Genomic DNA, 14,933 nt, shown 5'->3' with positions numbered 1-14,933 from the left:
TTGAATCCGGTGTACAGGAGAAGGTGATGGGGGTGGTGGCTCACGCCGGCGCTTTCGCCGTCGCCAGCGAATGCAAGAAGTGCATCAGCGTCATCAGGACATCCCGGCTGGAGGCCCGGCGACGTACGTCGCACTCGATGATGGGGATCTCCTCGGGCAGGTCGAGCGCCGTTCGGAGTTCGGAGGCGGGGTAACGGGGCGCGTCCGGGAAGGTGTTGACGGCCACCACGAAGGGCACGCCACGCTCCTCCAGCCTCCCCATGACATCGAAGCTGACCTCGAGGCGGCGGGTGTCGATGAGTACGACCGCGCCCAGGGCGCCGTCGAACAACCCGTTCCACAGAAACCAGAAGCGCTCCTGGCCGGGCGTGCCGAAGAGGTACAGCACAAGCTGCTCGGTGATGCTGATGCGGCCGAAGTCCATCGCGACGGTGGTGGCCGTCTTGGTGTCCGAGCCGAAGTTGTCGTCGACGCCGACGCCCGCTTGCGTCATGGTCTCTTCGGTGGTCAGCGGCCTGATCTCGCTCACCGAGCCGACCATGGTCGTCTTGCCGACGCCGAACCCGCCCACGATCACGATCTTGACCGCGGCCTCGGCCGTGTGCGGCAGCTGGTCCTCGGTCCGTGGACCGGGGATGATTTCAGAGCCTTTGAAGTCCATGCATCACCGCTTCGAGAATTGAACGGTCGGCGACGGCCTGGCGCACGATCGGGACGCGCGCCGTCACCAGCCCGGTCGTCAGCATGTCGGTGAGCACGACCGTCATCATGCTGAACGGCAGGTTGAGATAGGCCGAGAGCTCGACCACGGACAGAGGGGTGGTACAGAGCCGGAGCAGCGCCGACTGTTCCGGTGTGGCGGAGGGCGGGGGTTCGGCGCGCGCCACGATTAAGGTGACGAGGTCGATGTCCGCGTCACGCTCACCGCTGTCCGGGCCGGCCACCACGAAGAGCCGTTCCGGGTGCTTCTGATTTCCGGGTTTGGCGGGCGGCGGAGGCGGTTGTTGCTTCGGGAATCGCCGCTGGCGTTGCGGAGGAGTCATACGGTCTGCCCGTTGCGCCGGGGCGGACTGGTGAGATGGGCACCGATGCGGGCGACGAGGTCGGACATGCGGTTGCTCATCCGGCCGGGTTCGGCGAACGTGTCGGAGAGGACGGCGAGATAGGCGTTGGCGCCGGCGGCCATCAGATAGAAGTAGCCGCCGTGGATCTCGATGAGGACCATCTTCATCTTGCCGTCGCTCTTCGGGATCTCCGAGGCGACCGCGCTCGCCAGGCTCTGCAGGCCGGCGCAGGCAGCGGCGACGCGGTCCGCGGTGTCCGGGTCGCCGCCGTAGCGGGCGATGCGCAGACCGTCAGCGGAGAGCACCACGATCATCTGGATGCCCGGTACGCCGTCGTGGAGCTCCTTGAGCATCCAGTCGAAGTTGGCGCGCTGCTGGATCACTTGAGGTCCCCCTCGTCGTCGGCCTCGGCGCGGGCCGGTTGGGTTCGCGGTTGGAGTGTGAGCGGGTCGGGCTTGTCCTTGAGTCCGTTCCAGAACGCCTCGACCCACGCTCCGGGGGCGGGCTCGTCCTCAGCCGGCTCGGGTTCGGGCTCGGGATCGGGCTTGTGCGTCGACCAGATGGTCGGCCGGCCCTCCCGTTCGGCCTGCTCGATGGCCGCCTGCTCCGCCAGTCGCTTACTGAGCGGGGTCTTGACCCGGCTGCGGCGCTGGGGCAGACCGCCCGCGGTCCATTCGGTGACGACGGGGACGTCGTCCTCCATGGAGAGTCCGGCGGGGATCTTCGGGCTGGTGGGGCGCCGCTTCTTGGGGGCGCGCTTGGGGCCTTCGAGCGCGTCGGGGTCGTCGGCCTTGGGCGCCGCCCCGGCGCCGATGCCGTGGGCGAGTCCTGGCGCGGGGTCGGTGGTCATCATGTCGCGCGGCACCACGAGGACGGCACGGACGCCGCCGTACGCGGAGGACCGCAGCGAGACCTGCATGTTGAACGCCGTGCACAGGCGACCGACGACGGCCAGGCCCAGGCGCGGGGACTCTACGAGGTCCTGGAGGTCGGTGCCCTGCTTGGCACGCTCGAGCATGCCCTCGACCCTGGCGCGGGCCTCCTCGCTGAGGCTGACACCGGCGTCCTCGATCTCGATCGCGACACCGGTCTGCACCTCGGTGGCGGTCACGTGCACCTTGGTCTGCGGCGGCGAGTAGCGCGTGGCGTTGTCGAGGAGTTCGGCGGCGGCGTGGATGATCGGCTCCACGGAGATACCGGCGATGTTGACCTTGACGATGGAGTCCAGACTGATGCGGCGGTACTCCAGGATCCGGGACATGGCGCCCCGAAGCACGCTGTACAGCGGTACGGGCTCGGGCCACTGCCGGCCCGGGCGGCCGCCGCCGAGCACGGAGATGGAGTCGGCGAGGCGGCCGATCAGCATGGTGCCGTGGTCGATGCGCAACAGGTCGTCGAAGACCTCGGGGTTGCGGCCGTGGTCCTCCTCCATCTCCCGGAGTTCCACGGCCTGTTGGTGGACGATCGCCTGCACACGGCGGGCAATGCTGACGAAGGAACGTTGGGCGGAGTCGCGCAGGGCTTCCTCGTGGTCGACGATGTCGACCATCGACTTCACCAACTCGACCTGAGCCGGGGGAAGTTGGGCGTACGACGGGTCGAGCTCGGCAAGGTCGCGCATCACCTCATAGGGGGAACTGCCACAGCGCAGCCGGTGGATCGCGGCGGGCGTGATCTCCCTGGCGAGGCGAGTCATCTCCTCGCCGTGGGCGGCGACACGCCGTTCCAGATACGCGGTGTGACGGGCGTGGTCGGCCCGCAGGTCGCGCAGGGCGCGGCCGCGGCGCGCGGCTTCGGCCGCGACTGCCAGCACCAGCAGCATGGCCACGGCGCCGCACACACCGACGGCCGTCCGGGCCGGTCCCGCCACCAGGGCGAGGGCGGAGCCGATCGCCGCGGCCATCACTATGGCCGGCAGCAACAGCACACGTGTGTACGGGAGTTCACGGCGACTGGGCGGGGATTGAACGCTCACCATGTGGGCCCTCTGAAACGAATCGGGTGGGTGTAGGGGGAGCTTGCAGTGGGGTACTTCATGGGTATGTCGGAATCTTCTGCATGTTCGGGAACAAACGCGCGAATACGTCTCAACTCGGTGCGCCGCGGGCGAGCTTAGTCCGACCGGATCATCGCTGTGTCATATTCAGCAAGCACCTGAAATGGGGCGTACGACAGGAGTACGCTCGGCTCCATTTATACGCTCAGGTTGTATTCGCACACAGTGCGTTACGGCGCATGAATGTGCGAAGACTACTCACCGTGACGGGTGAAGATCGGATCCCGGCGAGCGCCCGCAGGGGCTCGCTCCCCGCTCGCTCTTGGCGAGCGCGCCGACCGCGGCCGTGGCGGCGGGCAACTGGCGGTCGGCGTCCTTGAGTTCGGCGCGGACGGCGTGGAAGTCGGCCAAGCGCTCGGCGCGCCCTCGGGAAGCAGGCACAGCCCGCCGGGATCGTGCGAACCGCCGCACGGCACGGCCCGCGCCGTCGAGGCCGGAGAAACAAGAAAGGCAAGGAGCTCACCCGCTCCTCGCCACTCTTAACTTATAGCGCACCGGGGGGCTTGCGGCAAGGCCCCCGTCATGCCGCAGAATCTCCGGTCATAAGGCCAGGAGCTGCGGAAACAGGAGTCACGAAGTGCGTGTGTTGTTGTCGACCTACGGGTCACGGGGGGACGTCGAACCACTGGTGGCGCTGGCGCTGCGGCTACGGGCGCTCGGCGCTCAAGTGCGGGTGTGCGCACCACCGGACGAGGACTTCGCGCGTCGGCTGGCCGGCGTCGGCGTGGAGATGGTGGCGGTGGGCCCGTCGGCGCGTGCGCTGACCAAGGCGGCGCCGCCCGCGTCGACCCTGCCGCAGCGCGCGGCCCAGATCGTCGCCGCGCAGTTCGAGGCGGTCACCGAGGCGGCCGAGGGCTGCGATGCGCTGGTGGCGACCGGCGTGCCGTCGGCAACGGCCGGCGCGCTGTCCATCGCGGAGAAGCTCGGCATCCACGCCGAGTCCGTGACCTTCCAGCAGCTCACCCTGCCCTCACCGCACCGCCCGCCGCTGGCCTATCCGGGCCGGCCGCACCCGCCGGAGGTGACCGACAACCGGGCGCTGTGGGACCTGGACGCCCGCAGTATCGACGCGCTGTTCGGCGAGGCGGTCAACACCCACCGGGCGTCGATCGGCCTGTCCCCGGTCGACAGCCTCCGCGACTACGTCATCGGCGACCGGCCGTGGCTCGCGACGGACCCGTTCCTGGACCCGTGGCAGGAGCCGGCGGACTTCGACGTCGTACAGACCGGCGCCTGGACCGTGCCGGACGAACGTCCGCTCCCGGCCGAGTTGGTGGCGTACCTGGACGTCGGCGCGCCGCCGGTGTACGTGGGCTTCGGCAGTATGCCCATGCACGCGTCGGCGGACGTCGCCGAGGTGGCCGTCGAGGCGGTGCGCGCGCAGGGCCGCCGTGCCGTCCTGGCCCGCGGCTGGGCGGACCTGGCCCTGCTGGAGGGCCGGGACGACTGCTTCGTCGTCGGTGAGGTCAACCATCAGGCGCTGTTCCGCCGGGTGGCCGCCGTCGTCCACCACGGCGGCGCGGGCACCACCACGACGGCCGCCCTGGCCGGCGCGCCCCAGGTGGTGGTGCCTCAGCTGGCGGATCAGCCGTACTGGGCCGGCCGCGTGGCCGAACTGGGCATCGGCGCGGCGCACGACGGCCCGACCCCGACCTTCGCGTCCCTGTCGGCCGCGCTCGGCACGGCCCTGGCGCCCGACACCCACGCGCGAGCGACCGCCGCGGCGGCCACGATCCGCGGCGACGGGGCAGAGGTCGCCGCACGGCTGCTGCTCGACGCGGTCGGCCGAGGCGAACCGTCCGTGTCCGCGTGAACCACGCGAGCACGAGACCGTCCTCGTCGACGTGAGCCGCGCGGGCCGTCCGCGTCCGCCTGAACCACGCGGACGCGGACGGTTCGCCGCACGCCAAGGCCGCCCATGACCTACCTACGGAGCCAAGCCGTGAACCCCCTGACCACCAGCGCTTTCGACCTTCCCGAACGCCTCTCCCCCAAGGCCGACCCGGCACTGATCGCCGCCGACGAGCGGCAGTTCGCCGCGATAGCGGAGTGCCTCCAGCAGTCGATCGCCGAGCTGACCGACCGCCTCGCCGCCGCGCGCAAGGCACCGGGTGGCTTGGGCCGGGAGGCGATGGACCGCGACAACGAGGTCCACCGACTGACCGCTCGCCTGCGCACCCTGCGCCGCTTCGGCCTGGACCTGTGCCTCGGACACATGGTCGGCGCGGACAGCTCCGAGCCCCTGTACGTCGGACGGCTCGGCCTGACCGACAGCACGGGCCGTCGACTGCTGGTCGACTGGCGCTCCCCCGCGGCCGAGCCGTTCTTCGGCGCGACCCACGCCAACCCGATGGGCCTGGCCAGCCGCCGCAGATACCGCTGGACCGAGGGCCGGATCAGCGACTACTGGGACGAGATGTTCGCCTCGGACGGGTTCGCCGGGCATGCCGCGCTCGACGACCAGTCCGCGTTCATCGCGAGCCTGGGCAGCAACCGCTCCCCCAGGATGCGGGACGTGCTCGGAACCATCCAGGCCGACCAGGACGCCATCATCCGCGCGGGATCCCGCGGGGCGCTCGTCGTCGACGGCGGCCCGGGCACGGGCAAGACCGTCGTCGCCCTGCACCGCTCCGCCTACCTGCTGTATTCCGACCCACGGCTCGATCAGCGCAGGGGCGGCGTGCTGTTCGTCGGCCCGCACCGGCCGTATCTGGCCTATGTCTCCGACGTGCTGCCGAGCCTGGGCGAGGAGGGCGTGCAGACCTGCATTCTGCGGGATCTCGTCCCCGAGGGAGCCACGGCGGCCGTCGAGGCCGACCCGGAGGTGGCCCGTCTGAAGTCGTCCGCGGACCTCGTGAAGGCGATCGAGAAGGCCGTCCGCTTCTACGAGGAGCCGCCGGCCAAGGGCATGACGGTCACGACCCACTGGTCCGACGTGCGGCTGAGCGCCGCGGACTGGGCGGTGGCGTTCGACGCGGCCGAGCCCGGTACGCCGCACAACGAGGCCCGCGACCAGGTCTGGGAGGAACTGCTCACGATCCTGGTCGACAAGCACGAGGAGGACGCCTCGGGCGACGCCGGCGAGATCTCGCCCGAGCTGGTCCGCAAGTCGCTGTCGCAGAACCGGCAGCTGCTGACGGCCTTCGACAAGTCGTGGCCGCTGCTGGAGGCGGCCGACCTGGTCGGCGACCTGTGGACGGTCCCGGCCTATCTGCGGATGTGCGCTCCCTGGCTCAGCCGCGAGGAGGTCCAGCGGCTCCAGCGAGCGGACGCGCAGGCCTGGACGGTGTCCGACCTGCCGGTCCTGGACGCGGCACGGCAGCGGCTCGGCGACCCGGATGCAGCCCGACTCAGGCGCCGGCACCAGGGCATCCTCGCCGCCCAGCGCGAGCGTATGACGCAGGTCGTCGACAACCTGATCGAGGCCACGGCGAACTCCGGCGCCGACCTCGACGACGGCGAGGGCCTGGTCATCATGCTGCGCGGCCAGGACGCCCAGGTCAGCCTGGTCGACGAGTCCGAGCTGACCGTGATCGACCCGGACCGGCTGGCCGGCCCGTTCGCGCACATCGTCGTCGACGAGGCCCAGGAACTGACCGACGCGCAGTGGCAGATGCTGCTCCTGCGATGCCCGTCACGGAGCTTCACCATCGTCGGGGACCGTGCCCAGGCCAGACACGGCTTCACGGAGTCCTGGCGGGAACGGCTCGAACGGATCGGGATCGACCGGATCGAGCTTGCCTCTCTGAACATCAACTACCGGACGCCGGAAGAGATCATGACGGAGGCCGAGCCGGTCATCCGCGCCGCACTCCCCGACGCCAACGTGCCGACGTCCATCCGCAGTGGCGGCGTACCCGTCCTGCACGGGCCGGTGTCAGACCTCGACCCGATCCTCGACGGCTGGCTGGCGACACACGCCGAGGGAACCGCCTGCGTCATCGGCGCCCCCGAGTTCCGCCCGACGGACCGGGTCCAGTCCCTGACCCCGGAGCTGTCGAAGGGGTTGGAGTTCGACTTGGTCGTGCTGGTGAACCCGGAGACCTTCGGCGAGGGCATCGAGGGCGCGGTGGACCGCTATGTGGCGATGACACGGGCGACGCAGCAACTGATCATCCTCAGCTGAGCGCACGCCCGCAGGGGCGCGGGGAGCTGCGCGACCAGCCGCAACGCACCCGCGCCCACCGTCCGACGATCACCCGACCGACGAGTAGGCCACAACCCCCCGCAGCAACCCGTCAACGGCCTTGCGCGCACTCTTCCCCACGGTCGAGCCCTCCCCAGGAGACGCCGCCGAGATCTGCCCCAGCACATCAATCACCTGCTTGCACCACCGCACAAAGTCCCCGGCAGGCATCTCCGCCTCCCGCAGCACCTCATCCAGCCCCTTGCCGCTGGCCCACATATAGGCAGCCCAGGCAAAGCCCAGATCGGGTTCACGCTGCCCGACGCCCTCGGTCTGGGTGATCCGGAAGTCCTCCTCCAGAGCGTCCAGCCGGCCCCAGATCCGCACCATCTCACCCAGCGCGGCCTTGGCCTTGCCCGACGGCAGCTTCGGGGCCATCGCATCGTCCCCGGCCCGCGACTCGAACACCAACGCCGAGACACAGGCGGCCAGTTCGGCCGGGCTGAGCCCCTCCCACACCCGCTCACGCACGCACTCACTGGCCAGCAGGTCGAGTTCGCCGTACAGCCGCGCGAGGCGCTTGCCGTGCTCGGTCACCTCGTCGCCACGCAGATAGTCCAGCTCGGTCAGCAGCGCGACGATGCGGTCGAAGGTGCGGGCGATCGTGTTCGTACGGCCTTCGATACGGCGCTCCAGCTGCGAGGTGTCCCGCGTCAGCCGGTGATAGCGCTCGGCCCAACGGGCGTGGTCCTCACGGTCGTTGCAGCCGTGGCAGGGGTGTGCCCGGATCGCCTTGCGCAGCCGGTCGATCTCCCGGTCGTCCGCGGCCTGGGAACGCCGCTTGCGGTGCCGGTCCGGCGAAATGTGCCCGGCCTTGGTGCGCAGCGCGGACGCCAGGTCCCGACGGGACTGCGGGGAGCGCGGATTGAAGGACTTCGGGATCCGCATCCGCTCCAACGCCTCGACGGGCACCGGGAAGTCCATCGACGCCAGCCGCTTGACCTGCCGCTCGGCGGTCAGGACCAGCGGGCGCGGCCCGTCGTGGTGCTCGAAGCCGCGGTGGCCGTTGGAGCGGCCGGCCGGCAGCCCCGGGTCGAGCACCAGCGCGAGCCCGGCGTACTTGCCGGTCGGCACATGGATGACGTCGCCCGGCTTGAGCTTCTCCAGAGCGACCGCGGCCTCCGCGCGCCGCTCCACTGCCCCCTGCTTGGCCAACTCGTTCTCGCGGTCCTTCAGTTCGCGGCGCAGGCCCGCGTACTCCTCGAAGTCCCCGAGGTGGCAGGTCATGGACTCCTTGTAGCCGGCCAGCCCCTCCTCGTTGCGCTGCACCTGACGGGAGATCCCGACGACCGACTTGTCGGCCTGGAACTGCGCGAACGACGTCTCCAGCAGCTCGCGCGAGCGGTGCCGGCCGAACTGCTCGACCAGATTGACCGCCATGTTGTACGACGGCTTGAAGCTGGAGCGCAGCGGATAGGTGCGGGTGCCGGCCAGGCCCGCGAGGTGCTCGGGGCTCATGCCGCGCTGCCACAGCACCACGGCGTGGCCCTCGACATCGATGCCTCGGCGGCCCGCCCGACCGGTCAGCTGGGTGTACTCGCCCGGCGTGATGTCGGCGTGCTGCTCGCCGTTCCACTTGACGAGCTTCTCCAACACCACCGACCGGGCCGGCATGTTGATGCCCAGCGCCAGCGTCTCCGTGGCGAACACGGCCTTCACCAGGCCGCGGACGAACAGCTCCTCGACGACCTCCTTGAAGGTCGGCAGCATGCCCGCGTGGTGGGCGGCTATGCCGCGCTCCAGGCCCTCCAGCCACTCGTAGTACCCGAGGACGTGCAGATCCTCGGTCGGGATGGACGCGGTGCGCTCCTCGACGAGGGCACGGACCTTCTCCCGCGCCTCCTCGTCGTTCAGCCGCAGTCCCGCGTGCAGGCACTGCTGGACGGCGGCCTCGCACGCGGCGCGGCTGAAGATGAAGGTGATGGCGGGCAGCAGCCCCTCGGCGTCGAGCCGTTCGATGACTTCGGGCCGCCCCGGCGTCCACACCCGCGAGCGCTGTCTGCGCTCCCGCTCCCGGTCGGCCTCGCGCATGGCGCGGCCGCGTCTGCGGTCCTGGTACGACGGCCGCTGGGCCTCCATCCGGGCCAGCCGCGCGAGGTCGGGGTTGACGGCCTTCTTGCTGCCCTCGCCCTCCTCGAACAGGTCGTACATCCGGCGTCCGGCGAGCACGTGCTGGAACAGCGGCACGGGCCGGTGCTCGGAGACGATGACCTCGGTGTCGCCGCGGACGGTGTCGAGCCAGTCGCCGAACTCCTCTGCGTTGGACACGGTCGCCGACAGCGAGACGAGGGTGACCGACTCGGGGAGGTGGATGATCACCTCTTCCCATACGGCGCCACGGAAGCGGTCGGAGAGGTAGTGCACCTCGTCCATGACCACATAGCCGAGGCCGAGGAGGGTCTGCGACCCGGCGTACAGCATGTTCCGCAGCACCTCGGTCGTCATCACGACCACCGGGGCCTCGGAGTTGATGCTGTTGTCGCCGGTGAGCAGACCGACCATGCCGTCCCCGTAACGGCGGCACAGGTCGGCGTACTTCTGGTTCGACAGCGCCTTGATGGGTGTCGTGTAGAAGCACTTCTTGCCCTGCATCAGGGCGAGGTGGACGGCGAACTCGCCCACGATCGTCTTGCCGGAGCCGGTGGGGGCGGCCACCAGCACGCCCTTCCCCGCTTCGAGTGCCTGGCACGCCTCGATCTGGAAGGGGTCGAGGCCGAAGTCGTACATCTCGCGGAAGGAGGCGAGTGCGGTGGCCTGCTCGGCAGCGCGCGTGCGTGCTGCCGCATACCGCTCGGCCGGTGAGAGGTCCTCTGTCATCGTGCTTTCGAGCGTACCGGGCCCCACTGACAACAGGACGATCATTATCCGGATCGGCACCCCGCGGACCCGGGATCCGCGCAGCTCACGACCGCGAAGCGGAAGCGGCCGGGTGCGCCCCGTAGGCGCCCCGGCCGCTGTCCCCCGAGATACGTCTCTCAGGTGACGTCGTCGTATCCGTTGACCCGCTCGGTGCTCGCCTGCTCGGGCAGCGCCCGGCTCGCGGAGACGGTCTCGACCTCACCGATGTCCTCGGGGGTCAGGTCCAGGTCGGATGCCTCGTCGTCGGCGGGGCCCATGGCGTCCCGGCGACGCTTGCGGCGGTCGTTCACCAGGGAGACGGTGACCGCGGCGAAGTACAGGATCCAGATCGGACCGGCGAGGGCCATCATCGTCAGCGGGTCCGTGCTCGGCGTCGCGATCGCCGCGAACACCGTGATGCCCATGATCATGCCGCGCCACCAGCCGAGCATGCGCTTGCCGGTGATCGCGCCGGTGAAGTTGAGCATCACCAGCAGCAGTGGCAGCTCGAAGGAGAGGCCGAAGACGATCACCATGCGCGTGACGAGGTCGAGCAGGTCGTCGAGCGGCAGGAGGTTGTCGACGCCGAACGGCGTGAACTCGATCAGGACGTTGGCGGTCTTCGGCAGCACCTTGTAGGCGAAGAAGGCGCCGGCGAGGAAGAGCGGGAAGCCCGTGGCTACGAACGCGTAGGCGTACTTCCTCTCGTGCTTGTGCAGGCCGGGGGCGACGAAGCCCCACAGCTGGTACAACCAGACCGGTGCGGCCAGCACGACACCGGCCGTCAGGGACACCTTCAGCGCCAGCGTGAACGGCGCGAGCAGACCGTTGATCGTGATCTGCGCGCACGGGTTCTCGTCGCGCGCAGTCTTGGCCAGCTCCTCGAACGACTTCGGGCAGCCGACCGAATCGAGGACCGGCTCGGTGAAGAAGTTGATGATGTCCTGATAGAAGAAGGCGGCGACGATCGTGATGACAACGATCGCGAGGAGCGCTTTCGCGAGCCGGTTGCGGAGCTCACGAAGGTGCTCCGCGAGGGGCATCCGCCCCTCGGGATCCTTCTCCTCTTTGCGGGCAGACTTCAGCAACCCACGTTCCCATCTCGTGCGGCGGGCCGGAGATCACCGGCCCTGCGTCAGCGCTTGCTGGTGTCCGTCGGCTCGTTGACCGGGCGCGAGCTGGTCACGTCGCCGGGGGAGGCCTGGATGATGCGCTGGGCGGGGGGCTGCTGGTCGTCGCCGGCGYTGTTCGGCGGGTCGGCCGGGGCGGCAGGCTTGCCCTCGTCCTTCATCGCCTTGGCTTCGCTCTTCAGGATCCGGGCGGACTTGCCGAGCGAGCGCGCCATGTCCGGAAGCTTCTTCGCGCCGAACAGCAGGATGATGACGACGAGGATGAGAATGATCTCGGGGGCTCCGAGCCTTCCGAACATAAGTCTTTACCTTCTCACCGAGGCGGCTGGGGTGGGATGCTGTCGGACCGGTCGGACATGTGTCCGAACGATCGCGTTGACAGCGATCGTAACGCTCAGGGGTAAACGTCAGGCAATCCCCGGGCGTACTCCCTGTCCGCGGACCGGGCCTCGTTCTCCGTCCCGCGACCAGCAGCGTACCTGTCCACGGCGGCAAGTTGACAGGGCGAAGTGGCCCAAAACGCATAGGGCTCAGGACTCACACCCATTCCTTGGGGCGGCTAGAGGGAGTCCACAGCCCGGGCCGCGCTCGTGCCGGCCCGCTCCAGGTCCTCGGCGGCCCTGCTGATACGCAGCGCGGAGTCCGTGACCTGCCGACCGAGCCGCTGCGCCTCCAGGAAGACCCGCACGGCGAGCACACCGAGGACGGCGAGACCCAGGAAACCCACAGCTACCGCGAACATCGGCCAGAACATGAAGGCGAGCCTAGACCGTCCTACAACGTGGAGTGCAGCCGCAGGGTGCTGACCCCGCCGCCGGTCAGCAGCTCGATGATCCGCTCGCCGGCCGGCTTGCGCACGGATGCGCCGCACTCGGGGCAGGTGAAGGAGTAGAACGTCGTACGGCTGCTCGCGCCGATGGCGAGTCTCAGGGCGCTCGCGGCGAGCTCGAAACGGCCCCGGCAGTCCGGGCAGCCGGCTCTGAATATCACCGGGGCCACGCTTCTCATCCCGGCGAACGCCGACGCCACCGTGATACCCCGCACACCGGACCCGGACGTAGCCGACTCGCTCAAAGCCCTCGCTCCTGCCTGTCGCCCTGCCGTTCCTGAACCGCACCTGCCCCGTGGGACTCCTGCACCTCTACCCCGTCGTAGGCCGCCAGGGCCTCGCGGGCCGCCTGCCGGGCGCTGTCGGCCAGCTCGGGCGGCGACACTATGTGGCCGTCGCGGCCCAGCCGGAGCGCCAGGCGCCGCAGCGACGTCGGGTCGGGGGTGCGCAAGGTGATACGCAGCCCGCCGTCCGCCAGCTCATCCGCGCTGTCGTGCGGGTAGTACTCGGCGACCCAGCGCCCGCCCGGACCGACCTCGACGACGACCTCCGGATCCTCCGCCGCGGGCTGCACCAGCCCCTCGGACAGGTCCCGCAGCTCGACCTCGGGCGGCGCGGCCGGCTCGTCGAGGATCCTGATCTCGGCGACCCGGTCGAGGCGGAAGGTGCGGCGCGCCTCGGAGCGGCGGCACCAGGCCTCGACATAGGTGTGCCCGACGCTGACCAGGCGGATGGGGTCGATCTCGCGCTCGGTGACCTCGTCGCGGGCCGGTGAGTAGTAGCGGATCCACAGCCGGCGCCGCTCCGAGATCGCCCGGTCGACGTCCGCGAAGACGCCGCCCTCCGATTCGAAGGTCACCGACAGCCGGGAGCTGGCGCCGGCCGCCTCACCGGAAGCGGCCTCCACCTTGGCGGTCGCCCGCAGCAGCGCCTGCCGGTCGCCCTCGCGCAGCCCGGGCAGGGTGGAAACGGCGCGGGCGGCGACCAGCAGCGCCGTCGCCTCGTCGGCGGCGATCCGCAGCGGCTCGGCGACGTCGTCGGGGTTGTGCCACCAGATGCGCTCGCCGTCGGTGTCGATGTCGAGCAGATCGCCGCCGCGGAAGCTGGTGCCGCACATGGGCAGCACATCCAGGTCGGAGACCAGCTCGTCCTCGGAGATGCCGAAGGCGCGCGCGACGTCCTCGACGCGGGCGCCGGGGCGCTCCTTCAGATACGTCACCAGGGAGAGCATCCGCCGGGTCTGGTCGATGGCGCTCGTGGGCCTGACCGGTTTGCCTGCCACGTCTCGCTCCGCTCCCCCTCAGCCCTTGGCCACGGCACGCAGCCGGTCCACCACATCGGCCCGCAGCTCCGCGGGCTCCAGGACCACCACGTCCGGCCCGAATTCCACCAGCCAGGCATCCAGCCCATGGCCGTACGGAATCTCCAACTCGTCCCAGCCTTCGCCGAGTTCCCGCACCGACGTGGCCTTCGCCCGAAGGGGGTACCCGGCCTCCGTGCGCAGCCGGATCAGCGCGGAGCGGTCGGCGTTCTCCCCCGCCCAGCTCGCGACGGTCTCCCGCACGGTGACGACATCGGGGATCTCGGCGGTGAAGCGGCCGCTGCGGCTGCGCACCTTGCCGGTGATCCGGGACAGCCGGAACACCCGCTCGGCGCCGCGGTCCCGGTCCCAGCCCGCCAGATACCAGTGGCCGCGCCAGCACTCCAGCGCCCACGGCTCGACATGCCGCGTCTCGGGGCGGGCGGCGGTGGCCTTGCGGTAGTCGAAGACGACCGGGCGGCGGTCCCGACAGGCCAGCATCAGCGGCTCGAACGCCGCCTCGTGCACGGGGATACGGGGCTCCAGCGCGCTGTGCGCCTCGTACGGGTCGACGTCCTCCGGCAGGCCTGCCGCGCGCAGCTTCTGCAGGGCGCCGCTGGCCGCGCCCGCGAGCCGGGCCTGCTGCCACACCTTGGCGGCCAGGCCCAGGGCCGCGGCCTCTTCGGCGTCCAGGGTGATCGGCGGGAGGCGGTTGCTGTCGCGGCGGGCCAGATAGCCGACGTCGCCGTCGAGGTTCTCCACCGTCTCGATGACCAGGCCGAGCTCGCGCAGATCGTCCTTGTCGCGCTCGAACATCCGGTTGAAGGAGTCGTCGCTGCCCGCTTCGAGATAGGCCTCGATGGACTCACGCAGCTCGCGCTTGCTCAGCGGCCGCCGCGTCCCGAGCAGACACAGCGCCAGGTTCATGAGCCGCTCGGCCTTGGCAATGGCCATCGACGCCCTTCGCCTTCCCTATGGTGCTTACGAGCGTTGACCGTACCGCTCCGAAGTGGCCCGGCAAAAGCCGAGGCCCATGCCGGCACAGGCATGGGCCCCAGGTAGTCGGGTCCGGTCGTACGCCGATCAGACGCGACGATCAGAGGCGACGATCAGACGCCGAGCAGGTCGACCACGAAGATCAGCGTCTCACCGGGCTTGATCGCCGGGGTGGGGCTCTGGTTGCCGTAGGCGAGGTGCGCCGGGATGGTCAGCTGGCGACGGCCACCGACCTTCATGCCCTGCACGCCCTGGTCCCAGCCCTTGATGACACGGCCGCCACCGAGCGGGAAGCGGAACGGCGTCCCGCGGTTCCAGCTGGCGTCGAACTCCTCACCGGAGCTGAAGGCCACGCCCACGTAGTGGACGGTGACGGTCTGGCCCGCCTGCGCAACCGCGCCGTCGCCCTCCCAGATGTCCTTGATCTCGAGGTCCGCCGGGGGCTCGCCGCCCGGGAAGTCGATCTCGGGCTTGTCGATGCTCACGTCTTACGCTCCATGCTTGTTGTGGAAAGGCAACGGACTCAGTCTTTCA

At 70.1% G+C, this 14,933-nt stretch carries 14 protein-coding genes and 1 pseudogene; 2 read left to right on the top strand and 13 right to left on the bottom strand.

Translation table 11 applies throughout. The features are described from left to right. Positions 1 to 40 precede the first annotated feature (40 nt). The 5 genes and pseudogenes from EAO75_RS23620 to EAO75_RS23600 form a co-directional block, all read right to left on the bottom strand. Positions 41 to 661 (bottom strand): GTP-binding protein, encoded by a 621-nt coding sequence (locus tag EAO75_RS23620; RefSeq protein WP_147997045.1) that lies wholly within the window; start codon positions 659 to 661, stop codon positions 41 to 43. Next, positions 642 to 1,043 carry a DUF742 domain-containing protein gene (locus EAO75_RS23615; protein WP_147997044.1) on the bottom strand — a complete coding sequence of 134 codons (402 nt, stop codon included), beginning with the start codon at positions 1,041 to 1,043 and terminating at the stop codon, positions 642 to 644. The genes EAO75_RS23620 and EAO75_RS23615 overlap by 20 nt, the downstream gene beginning before the upstream one ends. After that, entirely contained in the window at positions 1,040 to 1,447 is a 408-nt protein-coding gene (locus EAO75_RS23610) for a roadblock/LC7 domain-containing protein (protein WP_147997043.1), read from the bottom strand. Before EAO75_RS23610 ends, EAO75_RS23615 begins: the two co-directional genes overlap by 4 nt. Continuing rightward, positions 1,444 to 3,042 carry a sensor histidine kinase gene (locus tag EAO75_RS23605; RefSeq protein ID WP_147997042.1) on the bottom strand — a complete coding sequence of 533 codons (1,599 nt, stop codon included), beginning with the start codon at positions 3,040 to 3,042 and terminating at the stop codon, positions 1,444 to 1,446. Before EAO75_RS23605 ends, EAO75_RS23610 begins: the two co-directional genes overlap by 4 nt. 333 nt (positions 3,043 to 3,375) lie before the next feature. Continuing rightward, a pseudogene (locus EAO75_RS23600) lies at positions 3,376 to 3,539 on the bottom strand (TetR/AcrR family transcriptional regulator); the annotation flags it as partial. Between the two features lie 164 nt (positions 3,540 to 3,703). Between EAO75_RS23600 and EAO75_RS23595 the strand changes: the two are divergent. Both EAO75_RS23595 and helR read left to right on the top strand, forming a co-directional pair. Beyond that, the gene (locus EAO75_RS23595; protein WP_222723989.1) at positions 3,704 to 4,933 is read left to right on the top strand and encodes a glycosyltransferase; all 1,230 of its coding nucleotides are present in this window, start codon (positions 3,704 to 3,706) and stop codon (positions 4,931 to 4,933) included. Between the two features lie 129 nt (positions 4,934 to 5,062). Then, positions 5,063 to 7,246, top strand: a complete 2,184-nt coding sequence (helR, locus tag EAO75_RS23590) for an RNA polymerase recycling motor ATPase HelR (RefSeq protein ID WP_147997040.1) — start codon at positions 5,063 to 5,065, stop codon at positions 7,244 to 7,246. Between the two features lie 69 nt (positions 7,247 to 7,315). On the opposite strand, the gene EAO75_RS23585 is transcribed toward helR, so the two are convergent. From EAO75_RS23585 to EAO75_RS23550, 8 genes are all read right to left on the bottom strand, one after another. Then, positions 7,316 to 10,168 (bottom strand): DEAD/DEAH box helicase, encoded by a 2,853-nt coding sequence (locus tag EAO75_RS23585; protein WP_147998036.1) that lies wholly within the window; start codon positions 10,166 to 10,168, stop codon positions 7,316 to 7,318. A 113-nt stretch (positions 10,169 to 10,281) separates the two neighbouring features. Next, positions 10,282 to 11,232 carry a twin-arginine translocase subunit TatC gene (gene tatC, locus EAO75_RS23580; RefSeq protein ID WP_147997039.1) on the bottom strand — a complete coding sequence of 317 codons (951 nt, stop codon included), beginning with the start codon at positions 11,230 to 11,232 and terminating at the stop codon, positions 10,282 to 10,284. 47 nt (positions 11,233 to 11,279) lie between these two features. Beyond that, positions 11,280 to 11,573 (bottom strand): Sec-independent protein translocase subunit TatA, encoded by a 294-nt coding sequence (gene tatA, locus EAO75_RS23575; protein WP_147997038.1) that lies wholly within the window; start codon positions 11,571 to 11,573, stop codon positions 11,280 to 11,282. A gap of 260 nt (positions 11,574 to 11,833) precedes the next feature. After that, positions 11,834 to 12,028, bottom strand: coding sequence for a hypothetical protein (locus EAO75_RS23570; protein WP_147997037.1), 195 nt, complete (start codon positions 12,026 to 12,028; stop codon positions 11,834 to 11,836). A 20-nt stretch (positions 12,029 to 12,048) separates the two neighbouring features. Next, positions 12,049 to 12,348 carry a hypothetical protein gene (locus EAO75_RS23565; protein ID WP_147997036.1) on the bottom strand — a complete coding sequence of 100 codons (300 nt, stop codon included), beginning with the start codon at positions 12,346 to 12,348 and terminating at the stop codon, positions 12,049 to 12,051. Beyond that, positions 12,345 to 13,385: a helix-turn-helix transcriptional regulator gene (locus EAO75_RS23560; protein WP_147997035.1), complete on the bottom strand. Its 1,041-nt coding sequence runs from the start codon at positions 13,383 to 13,385 to the stop codon at positions 12,345 to 12,347. Before EAO75_RS23560 ends, EAO75_RS23565 begins: the two co-directional genes overlap by 4 nt. 18 nt (positions 13,386 to 13,403) lie before the next feature. After that, positions 13,404 to 14,357 (bottom strand): helix-turn-helix transcriptional regulator, encoded by a 954-nt coding sequence (locus EAO75_RS23555; RefSeq protein WP_147997034.1) that lies wholly within the window; start codon positions 14,355 to 14,357, stop codon positions 13,404 to 13,406. Between the two features lie 155 nt (positions 14,358 to 14,512). Continuing rightward, positions 14,513 to 14,884 carry an FKBP-type peptidyl-prolyl cis-trans isomerase gene (locus tag EAO75_RS23550; protein WP_147997033.1) on the bottom strand — a complete coding sequence of 124 codons (372 nt, stop codon included), beginning with the start codon at positions 14,882 to 14,884 and terminating at the stop codon, positions 14,513 to 14,515. Between the last annotated feature and the right edge of the window lie 49 nt (positions 14,885 to 14,933).

Origin of the sequence: Streptomyces sp. UW30, assembly GCF_008042075.1 — a bacterium.
Classification (GTDB): domain Bacteria; phylum Actinomycetota; class Actinomycetes; order Streptomycetales; family Streptomycetaceae; genus Streptomyces.
Note: the sequence above shows the minus strand (reverse complement) of the source record. Positions and strands in the feature narration are given on the sequence as shown.

Bases quoted from the DNA above. Each gene is read 5' to 3' on its own strand.
- EAO75_RS23620 (WP_147997045.1), bottom strand. From the start codon at position 661: ATGGACTTCAAAGGCTCTGAAATCATCCCCGGTCCACGGACCGAGGAC.
- EAO75_RS23615 (WP_147997044.1), bottom strand. From the start codon at position 1,043: ATGACTCCTCCGCAACGCCAGCGGCGATTCCCGAAGCAACAACCGCCT.
- EAO75_RS23605 (WP_147997042.1), bottom strand. From the start codon at position 3,042: ATGGTGAGCGTTCAATCCCCGCCCAGTCGCCGTGAACTCCCGTACACA.
- EAO75_RS23585 (WP_147998036.1), bottom strand. From the start codon at position 10,168: ATGATCGTCCTGTTGTCAGTGGGGCCCGGTACGCTCGAAAGCACGATG.
- EAO75_RS23570 (WP_147997037.1), bottom strand. From the start codon at position 12,028: ATGTTCTGGCCGATGTTCGCGGTAGCTGTGGGTTTCCTGGGTCTCGCC.
- EAO75_RS23555 (WP_147997034.1), bottom strand. From the start codon at position 14,357: ATGGCCATTGCCAAGGCCGAGCGGCTCATGAACCTGGCGCTGTGTCTG.